Source organism: Nocardioides marmorisolisilvae, from assembly GCF_031656915.1.
Classification (GTDB): domain Bacteria; phylum Actinomycetota; class Actinomycetes; order Propionibacteriales; family Nocardioidaceae; genus Marmoricola; species Marmoricola terrisoli.
Window position 1 is genome coordinate 1,423,909 of the sequence record NZ_CP134227.1, and the last position, 16,619, is coordinate 1,440,527.

General features: G+C 69.3%; 12 protein-coding genes. 8 read left to right on the forward strand and 4 right to left on the reverse strand.

Translation table 11 applies throughout. The features are described 5' to 3' along the window. The first annotated feature begins 23 nt into the window (after positions 1 to 23). The 6 genes from Q9R13_RS06830 (at position 24) to Q9R13_RS06855 (ending at position 9,683) form a co-directional block, all read left to right on the forward strand. Positions 24 to 1,262 carry an MFS transporter gene (locus tag Q9R13_RS06830; RefSeq protein WP_310964315.1) on the forward strand — a complete coding sequence of 413 codons (1,239 nt, stop codon included), beginning with the start codon at positions 24 to 26 and terminating at the stop codon, positions 1,260 to 1,262. After that, positions 1,259 to 4,963 carry a nitrate reductase subunit alpha gene (locus Q9R13_RS06835; protein WP_310964316.1) on the forward strand — a complete coding sequence of 1,235 codons (3,705 nt, stop codon included), beginning with the start codon at positions 1,259 to 1,261 and terminating at the stop codon, positions 4,961 to 4,963. Before Q9R13_RS06830 ends, Q9R13_RS06835 begins: the two co-directional genes overlap by 4 nt. 14 nt (positions 4,964 to 4,977) lie before the next feature. Beyond that, positions 4,978 to 6,708, forward strand: coding sequence for a nitrate reductase subunit beta (gene narH / locus Q9R13_RS06840; protein ID WP_310964317.1), 1,731 nt, complete (start codon positions 4,978 to 4,980; stop codon positions 6,706 to 6,708). Between the two features lie 8 nt (positions 6,709 to 6,716). Continuing rightward, positions 6,717 to 7,397: a nitrate reductase molybdenum cofactor assembly chaperone gene (gene narJ / locus Q9R13_RS06845; protein WP_310964318.1), complete on the forward strand. Its 681-nt coding sequence runs from the start codon at positions 6,717 to 6,719 to the stop codon at positions 7,395 to 7,397. After that, the gene (gene narI / locus Q9R13_RS06850) at positions 7,394 to 8,110 is read left to right on the forward strand and encodes a respiratory nitrate reductase subunit gamma (RefSeq protein WP_310964319.1); all 717 of its coding nucleotides are present in this window, start codon (positions 7,394 to 7,396) and stop codon (positions 8,108 to 8,110) included. The genes narJ and narI overlap by 4 nt, the downstream gene beginning before the upstream one ends. Positions 8,111 to 8,252: 142 nt before the next feature. Then, positions 8,253 to 9,683, forward strand: a complete 1,431-nt coding sequence (locus Q9R13_RS06855) for a S53 family peptidase (RefSeq protein ID WP_310964320.1) — start codon at positions 8,253 to 8,255, stop codon at positions 9,681 to 9,683. A 96-nt stretch (positions 9,684 to 9,779) separates the two neighbouring features. Here Q9R13_RS06855 and Q9R13_RS06860 read toward each other — a convergent pair whose 3' ends face one another. Together Q9R13_RS06860 and hppD are read right to left on the reverse strand one after the other, a co-directional pair. After that, on the reverse strand, positions 9,780 to 10,052 hold the full coding sequence (locus tag Q9R13_RS06860; protein ID WP_310964321.1) for an acylphosphatase: 273 nt from the start codon (positions 10,050 to 10,052) through the stop codon (positions 9,780 to 9,782). A gap of 30 nt (positions 10,053 to 10,082) precedes the next feature. Then, positions 10,083 to 11,315, reverse strand: coding sequence for a 4-hydroxyphenylpyruvate dioxygenase (gene hppD / locus Q9R13_RS06865; RefSeq protein ID WP_310964322.1), 1,233 nt, complete (start codon positions 11,313 to 11,315; stop codon positions 10,083 to 10,085). 82 nt (positions 11,316 to 11,397) lie between these two features. Here hppD and Q9R13_RS06870 point away from each other — a divergent pair, with 82 nt between their 5' ends. Together Q9R13_RS06870 and Q9R13_RS06875 are read left to right on the forward strand one after the other, a co-directional pair. Then, entirely contained in the window at positions 11,398 to 11,859 is a 462-nt protein-coding gene (locus Q9R13_RS06870; protein WP_310964323.1) for an Lrp/AsnC family transcriptional regulator, read from the forward strand. A 139-nt stretch (positions 11,860 to 11,998) separates the two neighbouring features. Then, positions 11,999 to 12,931, forward strand: coding sequence for a right-handed parallel beta-helix repeat-containing protein (locus Q9R13_RS06875; protein ID WP_310964324.1), 933 nt, complete (start codon positions 11,999 to 12,001; stop codon positions 12,929 to 12,931). Positions 12,932 to 12,950: 19 nt separating this feature from the next. Here Q9R13_RS06875 and Q9R13_RS06880 read toward each other — a convergent pair whose 3' ends face one another. Both Q9R13_RS06880 and Q9R13_RS06885 read right to left on the reverse strand, forming a co-directional pair. Next, positions 12,951 to 14,762 carry a bifunctional metallophosphatase/5'-nucleotidase gene (locus tag Q9R13_RS06880; protein WP_310964325.1) on the reverse strand — a complete coding sequence of 604 codons (1,812 nt, stop codon included), beginning with the start codon at positions 14,760 to 14,762 and terminating at the stop codon, positions 12,951 to 12,953. A gap of 64 nt (positions 14,763 to 14,826) precedes the next feature. Beyond that, a complete protein-coding gene (locus Q9R13_RS06885) occupies positions 14,827 to 16,572 on the reverse strand; it encodes a DEAD/DEAH box helicase (protein WP_310965051.1) in 1,746 nt (581 codons plus the stop codon). Positions 16,573 to 16,619: the final 47 nt, after the last annotated feature.

Consider the following 16,619-nt stretch of genomic DNA (forward strand, 5'->3'; position numbering starts at 1 on the left):
GGTGGGGCATCGGGAGGACACAGATGAGAGAAGCCGCGAACAAGGCCCTGAGCACCGATGCGGTCGGGAGCGAGCGCGGGGGGTCACCCGGCAGGATGCTCGGGCTCGCGACCGTGGGATTCGCGGTGAACTTCTGGGCATGGGCGCTGCTCAGCCCACTGGGCCCGATGTTCCGCACCCAGGGGACCCTCGGCGCGCTGAGCGACTCGGACGTGGCGCTGCTGGTCGCCGTGCCGGTCATCGTCGGGTCGCTCGGACGCATCGTCGTGGGTGCCCTGACCGACAGGTTCGGCGGTCGCGTGATGTTCCCGCTGGTCACCGCGGCGACCATCGTGCCCGTCCTGTTCATCGCGTTCTTCGCGCTGGACTCCTACGCCCTGCTGCTGGTCGGAGGCTTCTTCCTCGGCATCGGCGGCACATCGTTCGCGATCGGCGTGCCGTTCGTCAACGCATGGTTCCCCCCGGAGCGGCGCGGCCTGGCCGTCGGCGTCTTCGGCGCAGGCATGGGCGGGACGGCGGTCAGCGCGCTGACCACCGTTCGGCTCGTCGACGGTCTCGGCTCCCGCGCACCGTTCCTGATCACGGCAGTGGCGCTGGCCCTGTACGCCGTCGCGTCGGCGCTGCTGCTCCGCGACGCCCCCGGCAGGCAGCGCCCCACCACCGGGTTGCTGGCCCGGATGCGCTCCAACGCCGTGCTGCCCATCACCTGGCAGGCGTGCATCCTCTACGCGGTCGCCTTCGGCGGGTACGTCGCGTTCTCGGTCTACCTACCGGCCTACCTGAAGACCCAGCACCACCTCACCCCGACCGACGCCGCCAACCGGATGGCCGGGTTCGTGGTGGTGGCGGTGCTGGCCCGCCCGGTGGGCGGTTGGGTCGCTGACCGGCTCGGACCGATCCCCGTGCTCGGCAGCTGCTTCGCCGTCGTCACGGTGTGCGCCGCGCTGGACTCGGGAGCGCCGCCGTTGCACATCGCGGGCACGATCATCTTCCTGCTGATGGCGGCTGCACTCGGGGCCGGCAGTGGCGCCACCTTCGCGCTGATCGCGCGCAGCACCGACCCGACGCGGGTCGGCGGAGTCACCGGCCTCGTCGGCGCGGCGGGCGGGCTCGGGGGCTTCGTGCCACCCCTCGTCATGGGCTACGTCTATGGTCGAACTGAGTCCTACGCGATCGGACTCTGGTTGCTGGCAGTCACCGCAGCACTGACTCTCTTGCTGACGGTGACCGTCGTACGCCGAACGGCACAGGAGGCATCATGACCGCAGATCCCCGGCCCGAGCCGGGACTGGACAACGACCTCGTCGACGCACTCGTGCGGACCCGGCGGTTCTTCACCCGGAGCGAGGTCAGTCCCGATCTGCGGACCATGCACAAGTCGGGCGGCCGCACCGCCGACGACTTCTACCGCGACCGGTGGAGCCACGACAAGGTCGTCCGCTCCACCCACGGCGTCAACTGCACCGGCTCCTGCTCGTGGAAGGTGTACGTCAAGGACGGCATCATCACCTGGGAGACCCAGCAGACCGACTACCCCACGACCGGTCCGGACCGCCCCGAGTACGAGCCGCGCGGCTGCCCTCGAGGGGCAGCGTTCTCCTGGTACACCTACTCCCCCACCCGGGTCCGCTACCCCTACGTCCGCGGCGTGCTGCTGCAGATGTTCCGCGAGGCCAAGCAGACCCACGGCGGCGACCCGGTGGCGGCCTGGGCCGATATCGTCGAGGACGCCGATCGCGCGCGCAGCTACAAGTCGGCGCGCGGCAAGGGCGGTCTGGTCCGCGCGACCTGGGACGAGGCCGTCGAGCTGATCTCCGCGGCGTACGTGCACACCATCGAGAAGTGGGGCCCGGACCGGGTCGCGGGGTTCTCGCCGATCCCGGCGATGTCGATGGTCTCGCACGCCTCGGGTGCCCGGTTCACCTCGCTGGTCGGCGGCGAGATGCTGTCGTTCTACGACTGGTACGCCGATCTGCCGGTCGCCTCGCCGCAGGTCTTCGGCGACCAGACCGACGTGCCCGAGTCCGGCGACTGGTGGGACGCGGGCTATCTGATCATGTGGGGCACCAACGTGCCCCAGACCCGCACCCCGGACGCGCATTGGATGACCGAGGCCCGCTACCGCGGCCAGAAGGTCGTGGTGGTGGCCCCCGACTATGCCGACAACGTGAAGTTCGCCGACGAGTGGCTGGCCGCGAACCCGGGCACTGACGCTGCGCTCGCGATGGCGATGGGTCACGTGATCCTCAAGGAGTTCTTCGTCGACCGCAGCACGCCGTACTTCGACGACTACGTCAAGAGGTTCAGCGACCTGCCCTACCTCGTCGAGGTGGTCGATGGGAGACCCGGCAAGTTCCTCACCGCGAGCGACGTCCCCGAGCTGGCCGGGGCCGAGAACGCGACGTTCAAGACCGTCCTGGTCGACGCGAGGAACGGCGAGCTGTTCGTGCCGAACGGATCCCTGGGACACCGGTTCTCAGCGTCGGACCGCGGCCGCTGGAACCTCGACCTCGGCGATGTCGACCCGCTGCTCACCTTGATCGGCTCCCCGGAGTCGACCGAGGTGCGGCTGCCTCGCTTCGACGGGGTCGAGGGCGCCACCGTGACGCGCGGCGTCCCGGTTCGTCGCATCGGCGACCGCATGGTCACCACCGTCTTCGACCTGCTGCTCGCCCAGTACGGCGTGGCGAGGCCCGGTCTGCCCGGTGAGTGGCCCACGTCGTACGACGACCCCAGCCAACCGGGCACTCCTGCCTGGCAGCAGACGATCACCGGCGTCCCGTCGGCCGCGGCGGAGCGGATCGGGCGGGAGTTCGCCCAGAACGCCGAGGAGTCGAGGGGCCGGTCGATGATCCTGATGGGCGCCGGCACCAACCACTGGTTCCACTCCGACACGATCTACCGCACCTTCCTCGCGCTGACCACGATGACCGGCTGTCAGGGCGTCAACGGCGGAGGGTGGGCGCACTACGTCGGCCAGGAGAAGGTCCGGCCCCTGACCGGCTACAACCAGCTCGCCAACGCACTCGACTGGTCGCGCCCGCCGCGCACGATGATCGGCACCGCGTTCTTCTACCTGCACACCGACCAGTTCCGCTACGACCACTTCGGGGCCGACGTGCTCAGCGCCGACGGACATGGGGGTCGGTTCGAGGGACTGACCGCGGCCGACCTGATCGCCAAGAGCGCTCGGATGGGCTGGATGCCGTCGTACCCGACGTTCAACCGCAACCCGCTCGACCTCGCGGACGAGGCCGCCGCTGCCGGGCGCGACGCGGCCGACCATGTCGTCGCCGGGCTCCGATCGGGTGAGCTGTCGTTCGCGGCCGAGGATCCTGATGCGCCGGAGAACTATCCCCGGGTGCTGTCGGTGTGGCGCTCGAACCTGCTGGGCTCGTCGGCGAAGGGCGATGAGTACTTCCTCAAGCATCTCCTCGGCGCGGACCACTCGCTTCGTGCGTCCGAGGCGCCCGAGGACCGACGGCCCCGCGATGTCCGATGGCGCGATGCCCCCGAGGGCAAGCTCGACCTGCTGATGACGATCGACTTCCGGCAGACCAGCACGACCGTGTTCTCCGACGTCGTACTGCCGGCAGCCACCTGGTACGAGAAGCACGACCTGAACACCACCGATATGCATCCCTTCGTGCACTCGTTCAACCCGGCGATCGCGCCACCGTGGCAGACCCGCACCGACTGGGACATCTGGCAGACGATCGCGGCGAAGTTCTCCGAGCTGGCCGGGCCACGGCTGGGCACCCGCACCGACGTGGTCGCCGTACCGCTGATGCACGACACCCCGGACGAGCTGGCCAACCCGCACGGCGCGGTGCGGGACTGGAAGTTCGGCGAGTGCGAACCGGTCCCGGGCAGCACGATGCCCAGGATCGTCACCGTCGAGCGGGACTACGGAGCGATCGCCGACAAGATGGCCTCGCTCGGCCCGCTGATGGACAGTCTCGGAGCCACGACCAAGGGCGTCACGTTCGATGAGTCCGGGCCGGTCGACTACCTCGGCAGGAAGAACGGGCTGCGCCGAGGCGGGGCTGGCAACGGTCGCCCCTCGCTGCTGCACGCCCATGAGGCCTGCGAGGCGATCCTGGCGATGTCGGGCACCACCAACGGACACCTGGCCGTGCAAGGCTTCCGCGAGCTCGAGGAGCACACCGGCCGACCGCTGCAGGATCTTGCCGCCGAGCACGAGGGCAAGCAGGTCACCTTCGCCGACACGCAGGCGCGTCCGACACCCGTGATCACCTCGCCGGAGTGGAGCGGGTCCGAGAGCGGTGGCCGACGCTACTCGCCGTTCACGATCAACGTCGAGCGACTCAAGCCGTGGCACACCCTGACCGGTCGGCAGCACTTCTACCTCGACCACGACTGGATGACGGAGCTCGGTGAGGGACTCCCGGTCTATCGGCCACCGCTGAACATGGCGACGCTGTTCGACGAGCCCGCGATCGGCAGCATGGGCGCGATCGGTGGTGTGTCAGGGGGTGACGAGCAAGGCATCACGGTGCGCTACCTGACGCCGCACAACAAGTGGTCGATCCACTCGGAGTACCAGGACAACCTGTTCATGCTGTCGCTGTCCCGGGGTGGCCAGGTGATCTGGATGAGCGAGATCGATGCCGCCAAGGTCGGGATCCGCGACAACGACTGGATCGAAGCCGTCAACCGCAACGGAGTGGTCGCCGCCCGAGCCATCGTCTCGCACCGGATGCCCGAGGGCACGGTGTACATGTACCACGCCCAGGACCGGCTCATCGACGTACCGATCAGCGAGACCTCCGGCAAGCGCGGCGGCGTGCACAACGCCCTGACCCGACTGATGATCAAGCCGACCCACCTCATCGGTGGCTACGCCCAGCTGTCCTACGCCTTCAACTACCTGGGTCCGACGGGCAACCAGCGCGACGAGATCACCGTCATCCGCAGACGTACCTCGCCGGTCGAGTACTGAGAAGGAGCAGGAACATGCGCGTCATGGCACAGATGGCGATGGTGATGAACCTCGACAAGTGCATCGGCTGCCACACCTGCTCGGTCACCTGCAAGCAGGCCTGGACGAACCGCGCCGGGACCGAGTACGTCTGGTTCAACAACGTCGAGACCCGGCCCGGACAGGGCTATCCACGCACCTACGAGGACCAGGACCAGTGGAAGGGCGGCTGGGACCTGAACAAGCGCGGCCGGCTGAAGCTCAAGGCCGGCGGCCGGTTCAAGAAGCTGCTCACGATCTTCGCCAACCCGAAGCTGCCCAACATCCGCGACTACTACGAGCCCTGGACCTACGACTACTCCACGCTCACCGACGCTCCGGCCCAGCAGCACGTGCCGGTCGCTCGTCCTAAGTCGCTGTTGACCGGCAAGGACATGCCGATCACCTGGTCCGCCAACTGGGACGACGACCTCGGCGGCTCCGAGGCGACGTACGAGAAGGACCCGGTGCTGCAGAAGATCTCGGCGGAGGTGAAGCGCTCCTTCGAGGAGACCTTCATGTTCTACCTCCCGCGCATCTGCGAGCACTGCCTGAACCCCTCCTGCGCGGCGTCGTGCCCCAGCGGCGCGATCTACAAGCGCGAGGAGGACGGCATCGTGTTGGTCGACCAGGACCGCTGCCGCGGCTGGCGGATGTGCATCTCCGGCTGCCCCTACAAGAAGATCTACTTCAACCACCGCACCGGCAAGGCGGAGAAGTGCACGTTCTGCTTCCCGCGCATCGAGGTCGGCATCCCGACGGTCTGCTCGGAGACCTGCGTCGGCCGGCTGCGCTACATCGGCCTGGTGCTGTACGACGCCGACAAGGTGCTCGAGGCCGCGTCCACCCCGGACGAGCACGACCTCTACGAGGCGCAGCGCGCCGTCCTCCTCGACCCCGACGATCCGGAGGTGCAGCGCGCGGCGGAGCAGGCCGGCATCCCGCACGACTGGGTCGTCGCGGCCCAGCGCTCTCCCATCCACGCGCTGATCAACAAGTACAGGGTCGCCCTCCCGCTGCACCCGGAGTACCGCACCATGCCGATGGTCTGGTACATCCCGCCGCTCTCGCCCGTCGTCGACGTGGTGCGCGACACCGGCGAGGACGCCGAGAGCAAGCGCAACCTCTTCGCGGCCATCGACGCCCTGCGGATTCCGATCGAGTACCTCGCCGGCCTGTTCACCGCCGGCGACACCGTGCCCGTCGACCGGGTGCTGCGCAAGCTGGCCGCGATGCGGTCCTACATGCGTGACATCAACATGGGGCGCGATCCTGACGGATCGATCCCCGCGGCGGTCGGGATGAGCGAGGAGGACATGTACGACATGTACCGCCTGCTCGCTCTGGCGAAGTACGACGAGCGGTACGTCATCCCGTCCGCGCATGCCGAGCAGGCGCACTCCCTGGAGGCACTCGGCACCGAGTGCCCGGTTGGCTCGGGACCCTTCGGGGAGGGTTCCGGGTCGCCAGTCCCGATCGCGGTGGAGAACTTCGCGATGCTCCGTGACCGGCAGACCGCGGACACGATGGCTGCGCCGGACGAGAAGGGCGGGCGCGTCAACCTGCTCAACTGGGACGGCAAGGGTCGGCCCAGCGGGCTGTTTCCGGCGGCCGGCGACGTCCGGGCGCCGGACGGCAGCGAGGCGAGCACACCGGACACCTCCCACGACGGATCCACCGGACCCGGAGGTACCGGCGGCCTGACCGGAGGGGCGGACTTCAGGTGAACACCCCGATGAGCAGGCATCCCTCGCCAGCACTGCCCGCCGATCAGCTCACCGTGGCCTGGCAGTCGGCGTCGCTGCTGCTGTCCTACCCCGACGAGGCGCTGCTCGAGCGGCTCCCGACGATCAGTGCGGCGCTCGACCTGGTGCCTGCGCGGATCCGCGACGCCCTCAGGGGGGTCGTCGACTTCCTCGCCTCGGGCGACCTCACCGCGATGCAGCAGCAGTACGTCGAGACCTTCGACAGCCGCCGGCGCACCAACCTCTACCTCACCTACTTCGCCCACGGGGACACGCGCAAGCGCGGCCTCGCCCTGCTCCGGTTCAAGCAGACCTATCTGCGCTCGGGCTTCGTCCTCGACGCCGGCGAGGCGACCGGCGGTGAGCTTCCCGACCATCTCTGCGTGGTTCTCGAGTACACCGCCTGCGTCGACCAGCGGCTTGGCTGGAAGCTGGTGCTCGACCACCGCGCCGGTCTCGAGCTGCTCCGGCTGGCGCTCCGGGAGAGCGGGTCCCCGTGGTCCGGTGCCGTGGAGGCGGTCTGCGCGACGCTGCCGAAGATCCGTGGCGAGGAGATGGAGGCCGTGCACCGACTCGCCGCGGAGGGGCCGCCGGCCGAGGAGGTCGGGCTGACGCCGTACGGCACCCCGGCCTTCGACGCCGCCCTCGAGGAGCGAGGAGTCCACGCATGAACACGTTCTGGTGGGTGATCTACCCCTACATCTGCCTGACCTTCTTCGTGCTCGGACACATCTGGCGCTACCGGTACGACAAGTTCGGCTGGACCACCCGCTCCTCGCAGCTCTACGAGGCCCGGCTGCTGCGCTGGGGCAGCCCGCTGTTCCACTTCGGCATCCTGTTCGTCTTCCTGGGCCACGTGATGGGCCTCGGTGTGCCGGAGTCGTGGACGCAGGCGGTCGGGATCTCGGAAGGGATCTACCACGCGATGGCGATCGGCATCGGCTCGGTCGCGGGCTTCTCGACCATCGTCGGGATGGTCATCCTGATCTACCGGCGGCGCACCGTCGGCCCGGTCTTCAGCGTGACCACCAAGATGGACAAGTTCATGTACGCCGTGCTCGCGTCGGTGATCGTCCTGGGCCTGGTCAACACCGCCGGCCAGATGATCAACGACTACAACTACCGCGAGGGCGTGTCGATCTGGTTCCGCGGCATCTTCCGCTTCCAGCTCCATCCCGGCCTGATGGAGCACGCGCCGCTGAGCTTCCAGCTGCACGGCGCCCTGGCGATGTTCCTGTTCGCCCTGTGGCCGTTCACCCGGCTGGTGCACGTGTTCAGTGCACCGGTGGGCTACCTGACCAGGCCGTACATCGTCTACCGGAGCCGGACCGTCACCGCTGCCGGCACCCGGCGGGAGCGGCGCGGCTGGGAGCAGCCCGGCTGAGCCGGCGATCGGCGAGCACGGCGTCTGCTGATGCAGACAATGCGCGGCAGGTCGTTGCCACGGGCAAGTAGTGGGTGTTGAATCCGAGGGTCAACACCCCGCTCTCGTTGGGGACCACCACAGCACACGAAGGAGGCGCGTCGTGCATCCACGACGTTCTCGGGGCCTTGTCGCGGCAGGAGCAACCCTCGCTGCCGTCGCCGCCCTCATCGCAGCCAACCCAGGCGGCACCACCGCCGCAGCGGCGCAGTACCCCACACCCCACCAGATGCTGCCCAAGCACGTGCAGTTCATCTCCGGCGAGGGCGCCGCCCCCGGGCCGGCCTACCGGGCCACCTCGCGGCGGTTCACCCCACCAGGGATCCAGGGGTCCTACAACCTCAAGGCGCTGTACGACGAGGGCCTGGACGGCAGCGGGAAGACGATCGCGATCGTCGACTCCTTCGGCTACCCGCAGGCCGGCGCCGATCTGAAGCAGTTCAGCCAGGACTACGGGCTTCCACTGATGTGCGGCATGCCCGACGTCGCCTGCCAGGACGGGATGGCGAAGTTCTCGACGCTGACGTTCGGCAACCACCAGGTCAAGGCCTCACCGGACAGCTCCTCGCCCGGCCAGGAGGACTCCAATGCCTGGTCCGTCGAGGTCGCGCTCGACATCGAGTACGCCCACACGATCGCGCCGGGTGCGAACATCCTGCTGGTCGCCACGCCCACGGCGGAGACGCTCGGGGTACAAGGGTTCCCGAACATGATGAACGCCGAGCAGTACGTCGTCGACCACCACCTCGCCGACGTGGTGACCCAGAGCTTCGGCGCGGCCGAGGACTCCTTCGGATCGGCGCAGTCGCTGCAGAGCCTGCGGCACGCGTTCGAGTCCGGCACGGAGCAGGGCATCACGTTCCTGGCCTCCTCGGGCGACTCCGGCAGTGTGGGCTCCTCGAAGACCCCCGTCAGCCAGGGCGGCTCGCAGCTCGACACCCCGCAGGTGGGCTGGCCCGCCTCCGACCCGCTCGTGACGGCCGTCGGCGGCACCACGCTGTGCACAGACGTGTTCACCGGCCTGACCGTCGACTCGGCGAACCCGCCGGCGGACTGCCAGCAGAACCCCGGCCAGCGTGAGGTCGGCTGGAACGGCTCGGGTGGCGGCTTCAGCCACGTCTTCGCCCGCCCGTCGTACCAGGGCACCCTGCCGGCCGGCTCGACGAGCATCCCGGACTCCGCCCGCGGCGTCCCGGACATCTCGATGAACGCGTCCTGCACGTCCTACGTGGTCGTGCTGGACACCGCGCCCGGGTACGGCGGCTACTACGGGGTCTGCGGGACCTCCGAGGCCTCGCCGATGTTCGCCGGCGTGGTCGCGATCGCCGACCAGGCCGCCGGACACGACCTCGGGCTGCTCAACAAGTTGCTCTACGGCACGCCCGCGCCGAAGTACGACGTGGTCTCCGGCAACAACACCCAGGACGGCTCGGGAGTCCCCGGCTACGCCGCCGGCACCGGCTGGGACGCCGTCACCGGTCTGGGAACGCCCGCCGACGCGCACGCCTTCGTGCACGCGATCGCCGGACGCTAGTCCCTCCCAGGTGGTGGAGCCCCCGGCCGGTCGGCCGGGGGCTCCGTCGTCGTGTCGGACGGCGCCCGATGCCGCGCCCGCTGGACGAGTGGCGGCTCAGCGAGCCTCGAAGCCGGGAGCATGCTCCACAACCGCATCACTGAGCGCGACCCGGTCCACCCGCGACCGCGGGCTCCCCTCGCGGCACCACGAAACCAGGGCGTCGACCGCCTCGGCGGCGCCCTCGAAGTGACCGCGCACCGACCCGTCGTACTCGTTGGCGACCCAGCCGCGCACCCCGAGTCGCCGAGCCTCGTCCGCACACCGGGCGCGGAAGAAGACGCCCTGCACCAGTCCGGTCACGACCACCTCGACGGCACGCTCAGCCATGACCCCATGCTGCCGCATGCCGTGATGCGCTCACAGGTTGCCGCGCAGCTCCTGCTCGCGCTCGATCGCCTCGAAGAGCGCCTTGAAGTTGCCCTTGCCGAACCCGAGCGAGCCGTGCCGCTCGATCAGCTCGAAGAACACCGTCGGCCGGTCGCCGATCGGCTTGGTGAAGATCTGCAGCAGGTAGCCGTCCTCGTCGCGGTCCACCAGGATCGCGCGCTTCTGCAGCTCCTCGATCGGCACCCGCACCTCACCGATGCGGGCTCGCAGCTCGGCGTCCTCGTAGTAGGAGTCCGGCGTGGCCAGGAACTCCACGCCGTTGGCACGCAGCGCGTCGACGGTCGCGAGGATGTCGTTGGTCGCGAGCGCGAGGTGTTGGGCGCCGGCGCCGCGGTAGAACTCGAGGTACTCGTCGATCTGTGACTTCTTGCGGGCCACTGCGGGCTCGTTCAGAGGGAACTTCACCCGGTGGTTCCCGTTGGCCACCACCTTGCTCATCAGCGCCGAGTAGTCGGTGGCGATGTCATCACCGATGAACTCCGCCATGTTCACGAAGCCCATCACCTTGTTGTAGAACGACACCCACTCGTCCATGTGGCCCAGCTCGACGTTGCCGACCACGTGGTCGAGGGCCTGGAACAGTCGCTTCGGCTGGTCCGCCTTCCGCGCCCAGGTGCTGCGCTTCTCGACGTAGCCCGGCAGGTAGGGGCCGTCGTACCGGCTGCGGTCGACGAGGGTGTGCCGGGTTTCGCCGTACGTCGCGATCGCGGCGATCCGGACCGTCCCGTGCTCGTCCGAGACGTCCTCGGGCTCGCGCACGACCGTCGCCCCGGCCCTGATCGCCTGCGCGACGCACTTGTCCACGTCGGGCACCTCCAGGGCGATGTCGGTGACGCCGTCGCCGTGCCGACGGTGGTGGTCGGCGAGCGGGCTGTCGGGGTCCACAGCGCCCTCGAGCACGAAGCGGATCGAGCCCGAGCGCAGCACGAACGACTTGTGGTCGCGGTTGCCGTTCTCGGGGCCGGAGTAGGCCTCCAGCTCCATCCCCCAAGCCGATTGGTAATAGTGCGCTGCCTGGGTGGCGTTGCCGACGCAGAACACGATCGCGTCCCAGCCGGTGACCGGGAAGACATCGCTGTCCTCGTCGTACTCCACGAGGCCGACGAGCTGCTTGAGCTGGTCCAAGGAGAGCCCGGCCTGGACCTCCTCGTCGGTGAGCGCGGTCAGGGTGCTGGCGTGGGTGGTCTCGGTGGGGGTGGTCATGGCCTGATGGTCCCCGGTGGCGGACATTGTGTGCAACAGTGGACGGATAGACTGTGCAACTTGTCCACTGTTTGAGGGGATCATGGACCAGATCGACCGCAACCTGATCGCCGTGTTCGCCGCCGAGCCGAGGATCGGTGTGCTCGAGGCGAGCCGGCGCCTCGGCGTGGCGCGCGGCACCGTGCAGGCCCGACTGGACAAGCTCCAGCGCCGCGGGGTCATCTCCGGCTGGGGACCCGAGCTCGACCCGGCGGCGCTCGGCTACCCGGTGACGGCCTTCCTCACCCTGGAGATCCGCCAGGGCGCCGGTCACGAGACGGTGGCCGCGACCTTGGCCACCATCCCCGAGGTGCTCGAGGCACACACCATCACCGGGGCGGGCGACATGTGGGCCCGGGTGGTCGCCCGCTCCAACGCCGACCTGCAGCGCGTGATCGATCAGGTCGTCGCCGACGAGCACATCGTCCGCTCCTCGACGGTGATCGCCCTGGCCACCCAGGTGCCCTACCGGGTGCTGCCGCTGGCCGGGACGAGCTCCTCCTGAGTCGACCGGCCGCCATCTCGCGGTCAGTCCCTTTCGCACCACCCGACGGTCGAAACGGGCCTAGCCTGTTGACGGGCTCCGGGGCCCGAACGGGCCTCGCGACGCTCCTCGACAGGGACGAACAGCAAGGAGGCGCATGATGAGGACAGGAACGTTGCAGGCTTGGCGGCATGCGGGTGTGTGGCTGTGTGTCAGCGGCGGGGCGGCGACCGGGCTGCTGGCGCTCGGCGTCTGGCCCGCGGGGGCGACGACACTCAGCTGCGGCAGCGTGGTCACCGAGAGCGTGACGCTGACGAACGACCTGACCGGCTGCACGGGAGACGGTCTGGACATCGGCGCCGACGGCATCACGATCGACCTCAACGGCCACACCATCAGCGGGACGGGCTCCGGCCTCGCGGGCGTCAGCAGCGGTGGACACAGCGGCGTCACGATCGCGAACGGGACCGTGCGGGGCTTCATCGCCGGCGTCACCCTCCAAGGCGGCTCTGACGGCACCGTTCGGTCCGTCACCGCGACCGGCAACCAGTTCGGGATCATCGCGACCGGCACCAGCGACGCGGCCATCACCGGCAGCACCGCGGTCAAGAACGGCCTCCCCGGCGACAACGGCAACGGCATCTCGGTCGTGGACGCCACGAACACGCTCGTCTCCGACGATGTGGCCAACGGCAACGGCTTCGGTGGCATCAATGTCATCGGCGGAGACGGGACCACCGTGGAGAGGTCCGTGGCCAACAGCAACCACGTCAATGGCGTCCTCGTCCAGGGCGCGGCCGACACCACCGTGACGGGGGTGACCGCCAACGACAACATCGACAACGGGTTCTTCGTGCGCAGCGACGCCTCGAACACGTCGATCGCGCAGAGCCGGGCGAATGCGACGCGCGAGTACGGCGGGACGAACGGCAACGGGATGCTGATCCAGAGCCCGTCAACCGTCCTCAGCGACACGGTCACCAATGGCAACCAGGCTCACGGCATCGACGCGGTGACCGGCGTGACCGCGACGCACGCGATCGCGCACGGCAACAAGGCGCCGGCCGATTGCATGAACGTCGCCTGTTCCTGACGGTTCGGTCAGGTGGCCGTCAGGTGACCGTGATCGGCTGGCCGTTCGACACCAGGCGCCAGTCGGCCGAGGCGAACTGCGCCGGGTCGATCACCTTGTTCGCGGTCACCCAGTCGATGAGCAGCTGGGTGATCGCGACCTGACGGTTGTAGACGACCGGCGCCGTCGCCACGTGTGGGAACCCGCCGCCGCCGGACTGACGGTAGTTGTTGATCGCCATCAGGAACTGCTGGTCATCGGCGACCGGGGCTCCGGCGTACTGCAGGTTCTTGATCCGGAAGCCGACCGGTTGGGCGATGTCGATGTCGTAGCTCAACGGCGCGTCCAGCCCCGCGATGGTGTCGAAGTTGTAGTCGGGGGTGCCGTTCGGCGCCGTCGGCGTCACCGCGTTGGTGACCTGGTCCATGCTGAACGGCCCGGCGCCGGACACCTGCTGGAAGTAGGCCATGTCGTATTCCAGGTAGTCGCGCACCTGGGCGCCGGTGATCTGGATGCCGAGCAGCGTGTTGTCGTAGATGTACAGCCCGGCGACGTCGCGCAGCGTGACCTGGCCGGCGGGGAACGTGGCGGACCGGTTGAACGGTGCCGCGATCGAGAGCATCGGAAGGCTGGTGCCGGTCGCGGCCTTCACCGCGTCTGCCTGCACGTAGTTGATGAAGTCGATGACCGGCACGTCCTCGACCACGGCCCGGGCTGCGGAGAGCTCCTCGGTGCAGGTTCCGATCGGCGAGTTCACGTAGTCGATGACCGTCTGGTGCTGCCGGCGTACCGCTGCAGCGACGTCCGGGCGCTCGCCGACCGTGTTGGAGTTGAGATTCTGGGAGGACGACGACGCCACCGCCCACCGGCCGCGACGCAGCTCGAGGTTCAGGTCCATCACGGCCAGCCGCATGCCCCAGTAGTCGGGCTCGCACAGCAGCACCCGGCGGCCCGTCTGCTCGTTCTCGACGAAGCGCTCGGGGATGTCCACATGAGCATGTCCCACGAGGATCGCGTCGACGTCGGGGACCTGCTGGGCGACCAGGGTCGAGGCGTTCTCGGGGTACGGCAGTGCATCGCCGTACGACGAGCTGGTGTCCATGCCCGAGTGCGCCACGATCACCACGACGTCGCAGCCCTTCTGCTTCAACTCGGGCACGAAGACCGTCGCCTGCTCCACCAGGCCGGGGAACTCCACCTTGCCCGTCACGTTCGCCTTGTCCCAGATCGCGATGCCAGGGTTGGTCAGCCCGAGGACGCCGACGGTCAACCGGGGGCCGTCCGCCGGGCGGAAGTGCCGGATCAGGTACGGCGGAAACACCGGCAGCTTCGTCGCCGGGTCGACCGCGTTCGCGCCGAGCAGGGGGAAGTTCACCTGACTCTGGAAGGTCCGCAGCAGCGGGACGCCGTAGTTGAACTCGTGGTTGCCCAGCGCGGCGGCGTCGTACCCCATCAGGTTCATCGCGTTCGCCATCGGGTGCACGTTCGTGCGGCTGATCGGGTCGACCACCGCGTAGTACTGCGCCAGCGGCGTGCCCTGGATGGTGTCGCCCGCGTCCAGCGTGAGCAACGGCTCGCCCCGGCGTTGCTCACGCATCGCGTCGATGAGGGTGGCCACCTTCGCCACCCCGACGTCGTTGTGCGCCGGGTCGTCGTACTCGGTGTTCTTGTAGTAGTCCCAGTTGAAGACGTGCCCATGCAGGTCGGTGCTGCCGAGCAGGGTGAGCCGGGTGCGCGGGCGTCCGTCGTCGCTACCTGCCCAGGCGGGGCTGGGGACGAAGCCTGCGGCTGCCAGCGCCGCGGCTCCGGTGAGGACCGATCGACGGGTGGCCGGATGGTCGGACATGTTCATCTGTATCTCCCGAGAGTTCTGCGGCCAGGCTGGTGGTTCCGCGCCGCCCCGCCGTTCTACCACCTCATCCGGTGCGTCGGGCAGCCCATTTCCGCAGCGTGTCGATGCGCTGCTGCAGCTGGGGAGCGCTCGCTGTCGCCGCCGCCGGACCGCCGCACTCCTTGCGCAGCGCGGAATGCGTCACCCCGTGGGGTTGGCCGGTGCGGTGGTGCCAGGCGGCGACCAGCCCATTGAGCTCACGGCGCAGCAGGGCCAACTGCTCGTGGGTGGCGAGCTCCTCGACCGCCGGTGCCGCCACCTGGCGACGCGTGCGGGCGCGATCGGACTGGCGCTGTCGGAGCAGGTCGCGCACCTGGTCGGCGTCGAGGAGCCCGGGGATGCCCAGGAAGTCCATCTCCTCCTCGGACCCGACGTGCACCTCTCCGGCGTGACCGAACTCGGCCCCGTCGTAGAGCACCCGGTCGAAGGTCGCGTCCGAACCGAGGGCCTCGAAGGCCGCGAGCTCGTCGGCGGAGGCGGACTCGACCTGCTGGGCCTGCTGCAGCAGGGCGTCCTCGGCGGCGAACAGGTCGGTCTCGTCGGTGATCTTGCGCGCGAGGACGTGGTCGCGCTCGATCTCCATCTCCGCGGCGAAGCCGAGCAGGTTGGGCACCGAGGGCAGGAAGACCGAGGCGGTCTCGCCGCGCTTGCGCGCCCGGACGAAGCGGCCCACGGCCTGAGCGAAGAACAGTGGTGTCGAGGTGGTCGTCGCGTAGACCCCGACGGCCAGCCGCGGTACGTCGACGCCTTCGGAGACCATCCTGACCGCGACCATCCAGCGCCGGTCGCCGATGGCGAACTTCGCGATCCGCTTCGACGCCGCCTTCTCGTCCGAGAGCACCAGGACCGGCCTCTCGCCGGCGATCCCGGCGAGAAGGTCGGCGTAGGCGCGAGCCGACTCCTGGTCAGAGGCGATCACCAGACCGCCGGCATCGGGAACGTGCCGGCGGACCTCGGACAGCCGGGTGTCCGCAGCAGCGAGCACCGACGGGATCCAGGAGCCGTGCGGGTCGAGGGCCGTGCGCAGCGCCTGCGCGGTGAGGTCCTTGGTCAAGGGCTCGCCCAGTCGGGCCGCCACCTCGTCCCCGGCCCGGGTGCGCCACTGCATCGTCCCGCTGTAGGCCAGGAACAGCACCGGACGGACCACGTGATCAGCCAGTGCGTCGCCGTACCCGTAGCTGTAGTCGGCCACGCTGCGCGGCACGCCGTCGCGGTCCGGCGCATAGCTGACGAACGGGATCGGGTTGATGTCGGAGCGGAACGGCGTGCCGGTCAGGCAGAGGCGTCGACGCGCGGGCTCGAAGGCCTCCCGGACCGCCTCGCCCCAGGACAGCGCATCGCCCGCATGGTGCACCTCGTCGAGGATCACCAGCGTCTTCTGCCGCTCGGTGCGGATCCGGAAGGCGAGCGGGTTGCTGGCCACGCCGGCGTAGGTCACCGCCACCCCGACGAAGTCCTTGCTGGAGCGGCTGGTCGGCGAGTACGTCGGGTCGAGCGGGATCCCCACCCGATCCGCCGCCTGGGCCCACTGGACCTTGAGGTGCTCCGTCGGCGCCACCACGGTGACCCGGTCGACCAGCCTGCGTCCGAGCAGCTCCGCGGCGACCGAGAGCGCGAAGGTGGTCTTGCCCGCTCCCGGCGTGGCCACGGCGAGGAAGTCCCGCGGGCTGCGCTCGAAATACTCCCCCAGCGCGGCCGACTGCCAGGCGCGGAGCCGACCGGCGGTTCCCCACGCCGCGCGGTCGGGGTAGGCGGGCGGCAGCTCGCTCAGGGGTTCGGGGGCCAGGGGTTCGGGGCTCTTCGGGTCCGGTGCGGGCC

What these genes read in the sequence shown, in the direction of transcription:
- Q9R13_RS06875 (WP_310964324.1), top strand. Translation starts at nt 11,999, where the DNA reads ATGAGGACAGGAACGTTGCAGGCTTGGCGGCATGCGGGTGTGTGGCTG.
- Q9R13_RS06835 (WP_310964316.1), top strand. Translation starts at nt 1,259, where the DNA reads ATGACCGCAGATCCCCGGCCCGAGCCGGGACTGGACAACGACCTCGTC.
- Q9R13_RS06870 (WP_310964323.1), top strand. Translation starts at nt 11,398, where the DNA reads ATGGACCAGATCGACCGCAACCTGATCGCCGTGTTCGCCGCCGAGCCG.
- Q9R13_RS06830 (WP_310964315.1), top strand. Translation starts at nt 24, where the DNA reads ATGAGAGAAGCCGCGAACAAGGCCCTGAGCACCGATGCGGTCGGGAGC.
- narI (WP_310964319.1), top strand. Translation starts at nt 7,394, where the DNA reads ATGAACACGTTCTGGTGGGTGATCTACCCCTACATCTGCCTGACCTTC.
- Q9R13_RS06860 (WP_310964321.1), bottom strand. Translation starts at nt 10,052, where the DNA reads ATGGCTGAGCGTGCCGTCGAGGTGGTCGTGACCGGACTGGTGCAGGGC.
- narH (WP_310964317.1), top strand. Translation starts at nt 4,978, where the DNA reads ATGCGCGTCATGGCACAGATGGCGATGGTGATGAACCTCGACAAGTGC.
- hppD (WP_310964322.1), bottom strand. Translation starts at nt 11,315, where the DNA reads ATGACCACCCCCACCGAGACCACCCACGCCAGCACCCTGACCGCGCTC.
- narJ (WP_310964318.1), top strand. Translation starts at nt 6,717, where the DNA reads ATGAGCAGGCATCCCTCGCCAGCACTGCCCGCCGATCAGCTCACCGTG.
- Q9R13_RS06880 (WP_310964325.1), bottom strand. Translation starts at nt 14,762, where the DNA reads ATGAACATGTCCGACCATCCGGCCACCCGTCGATCGGTCCTCACCGGA.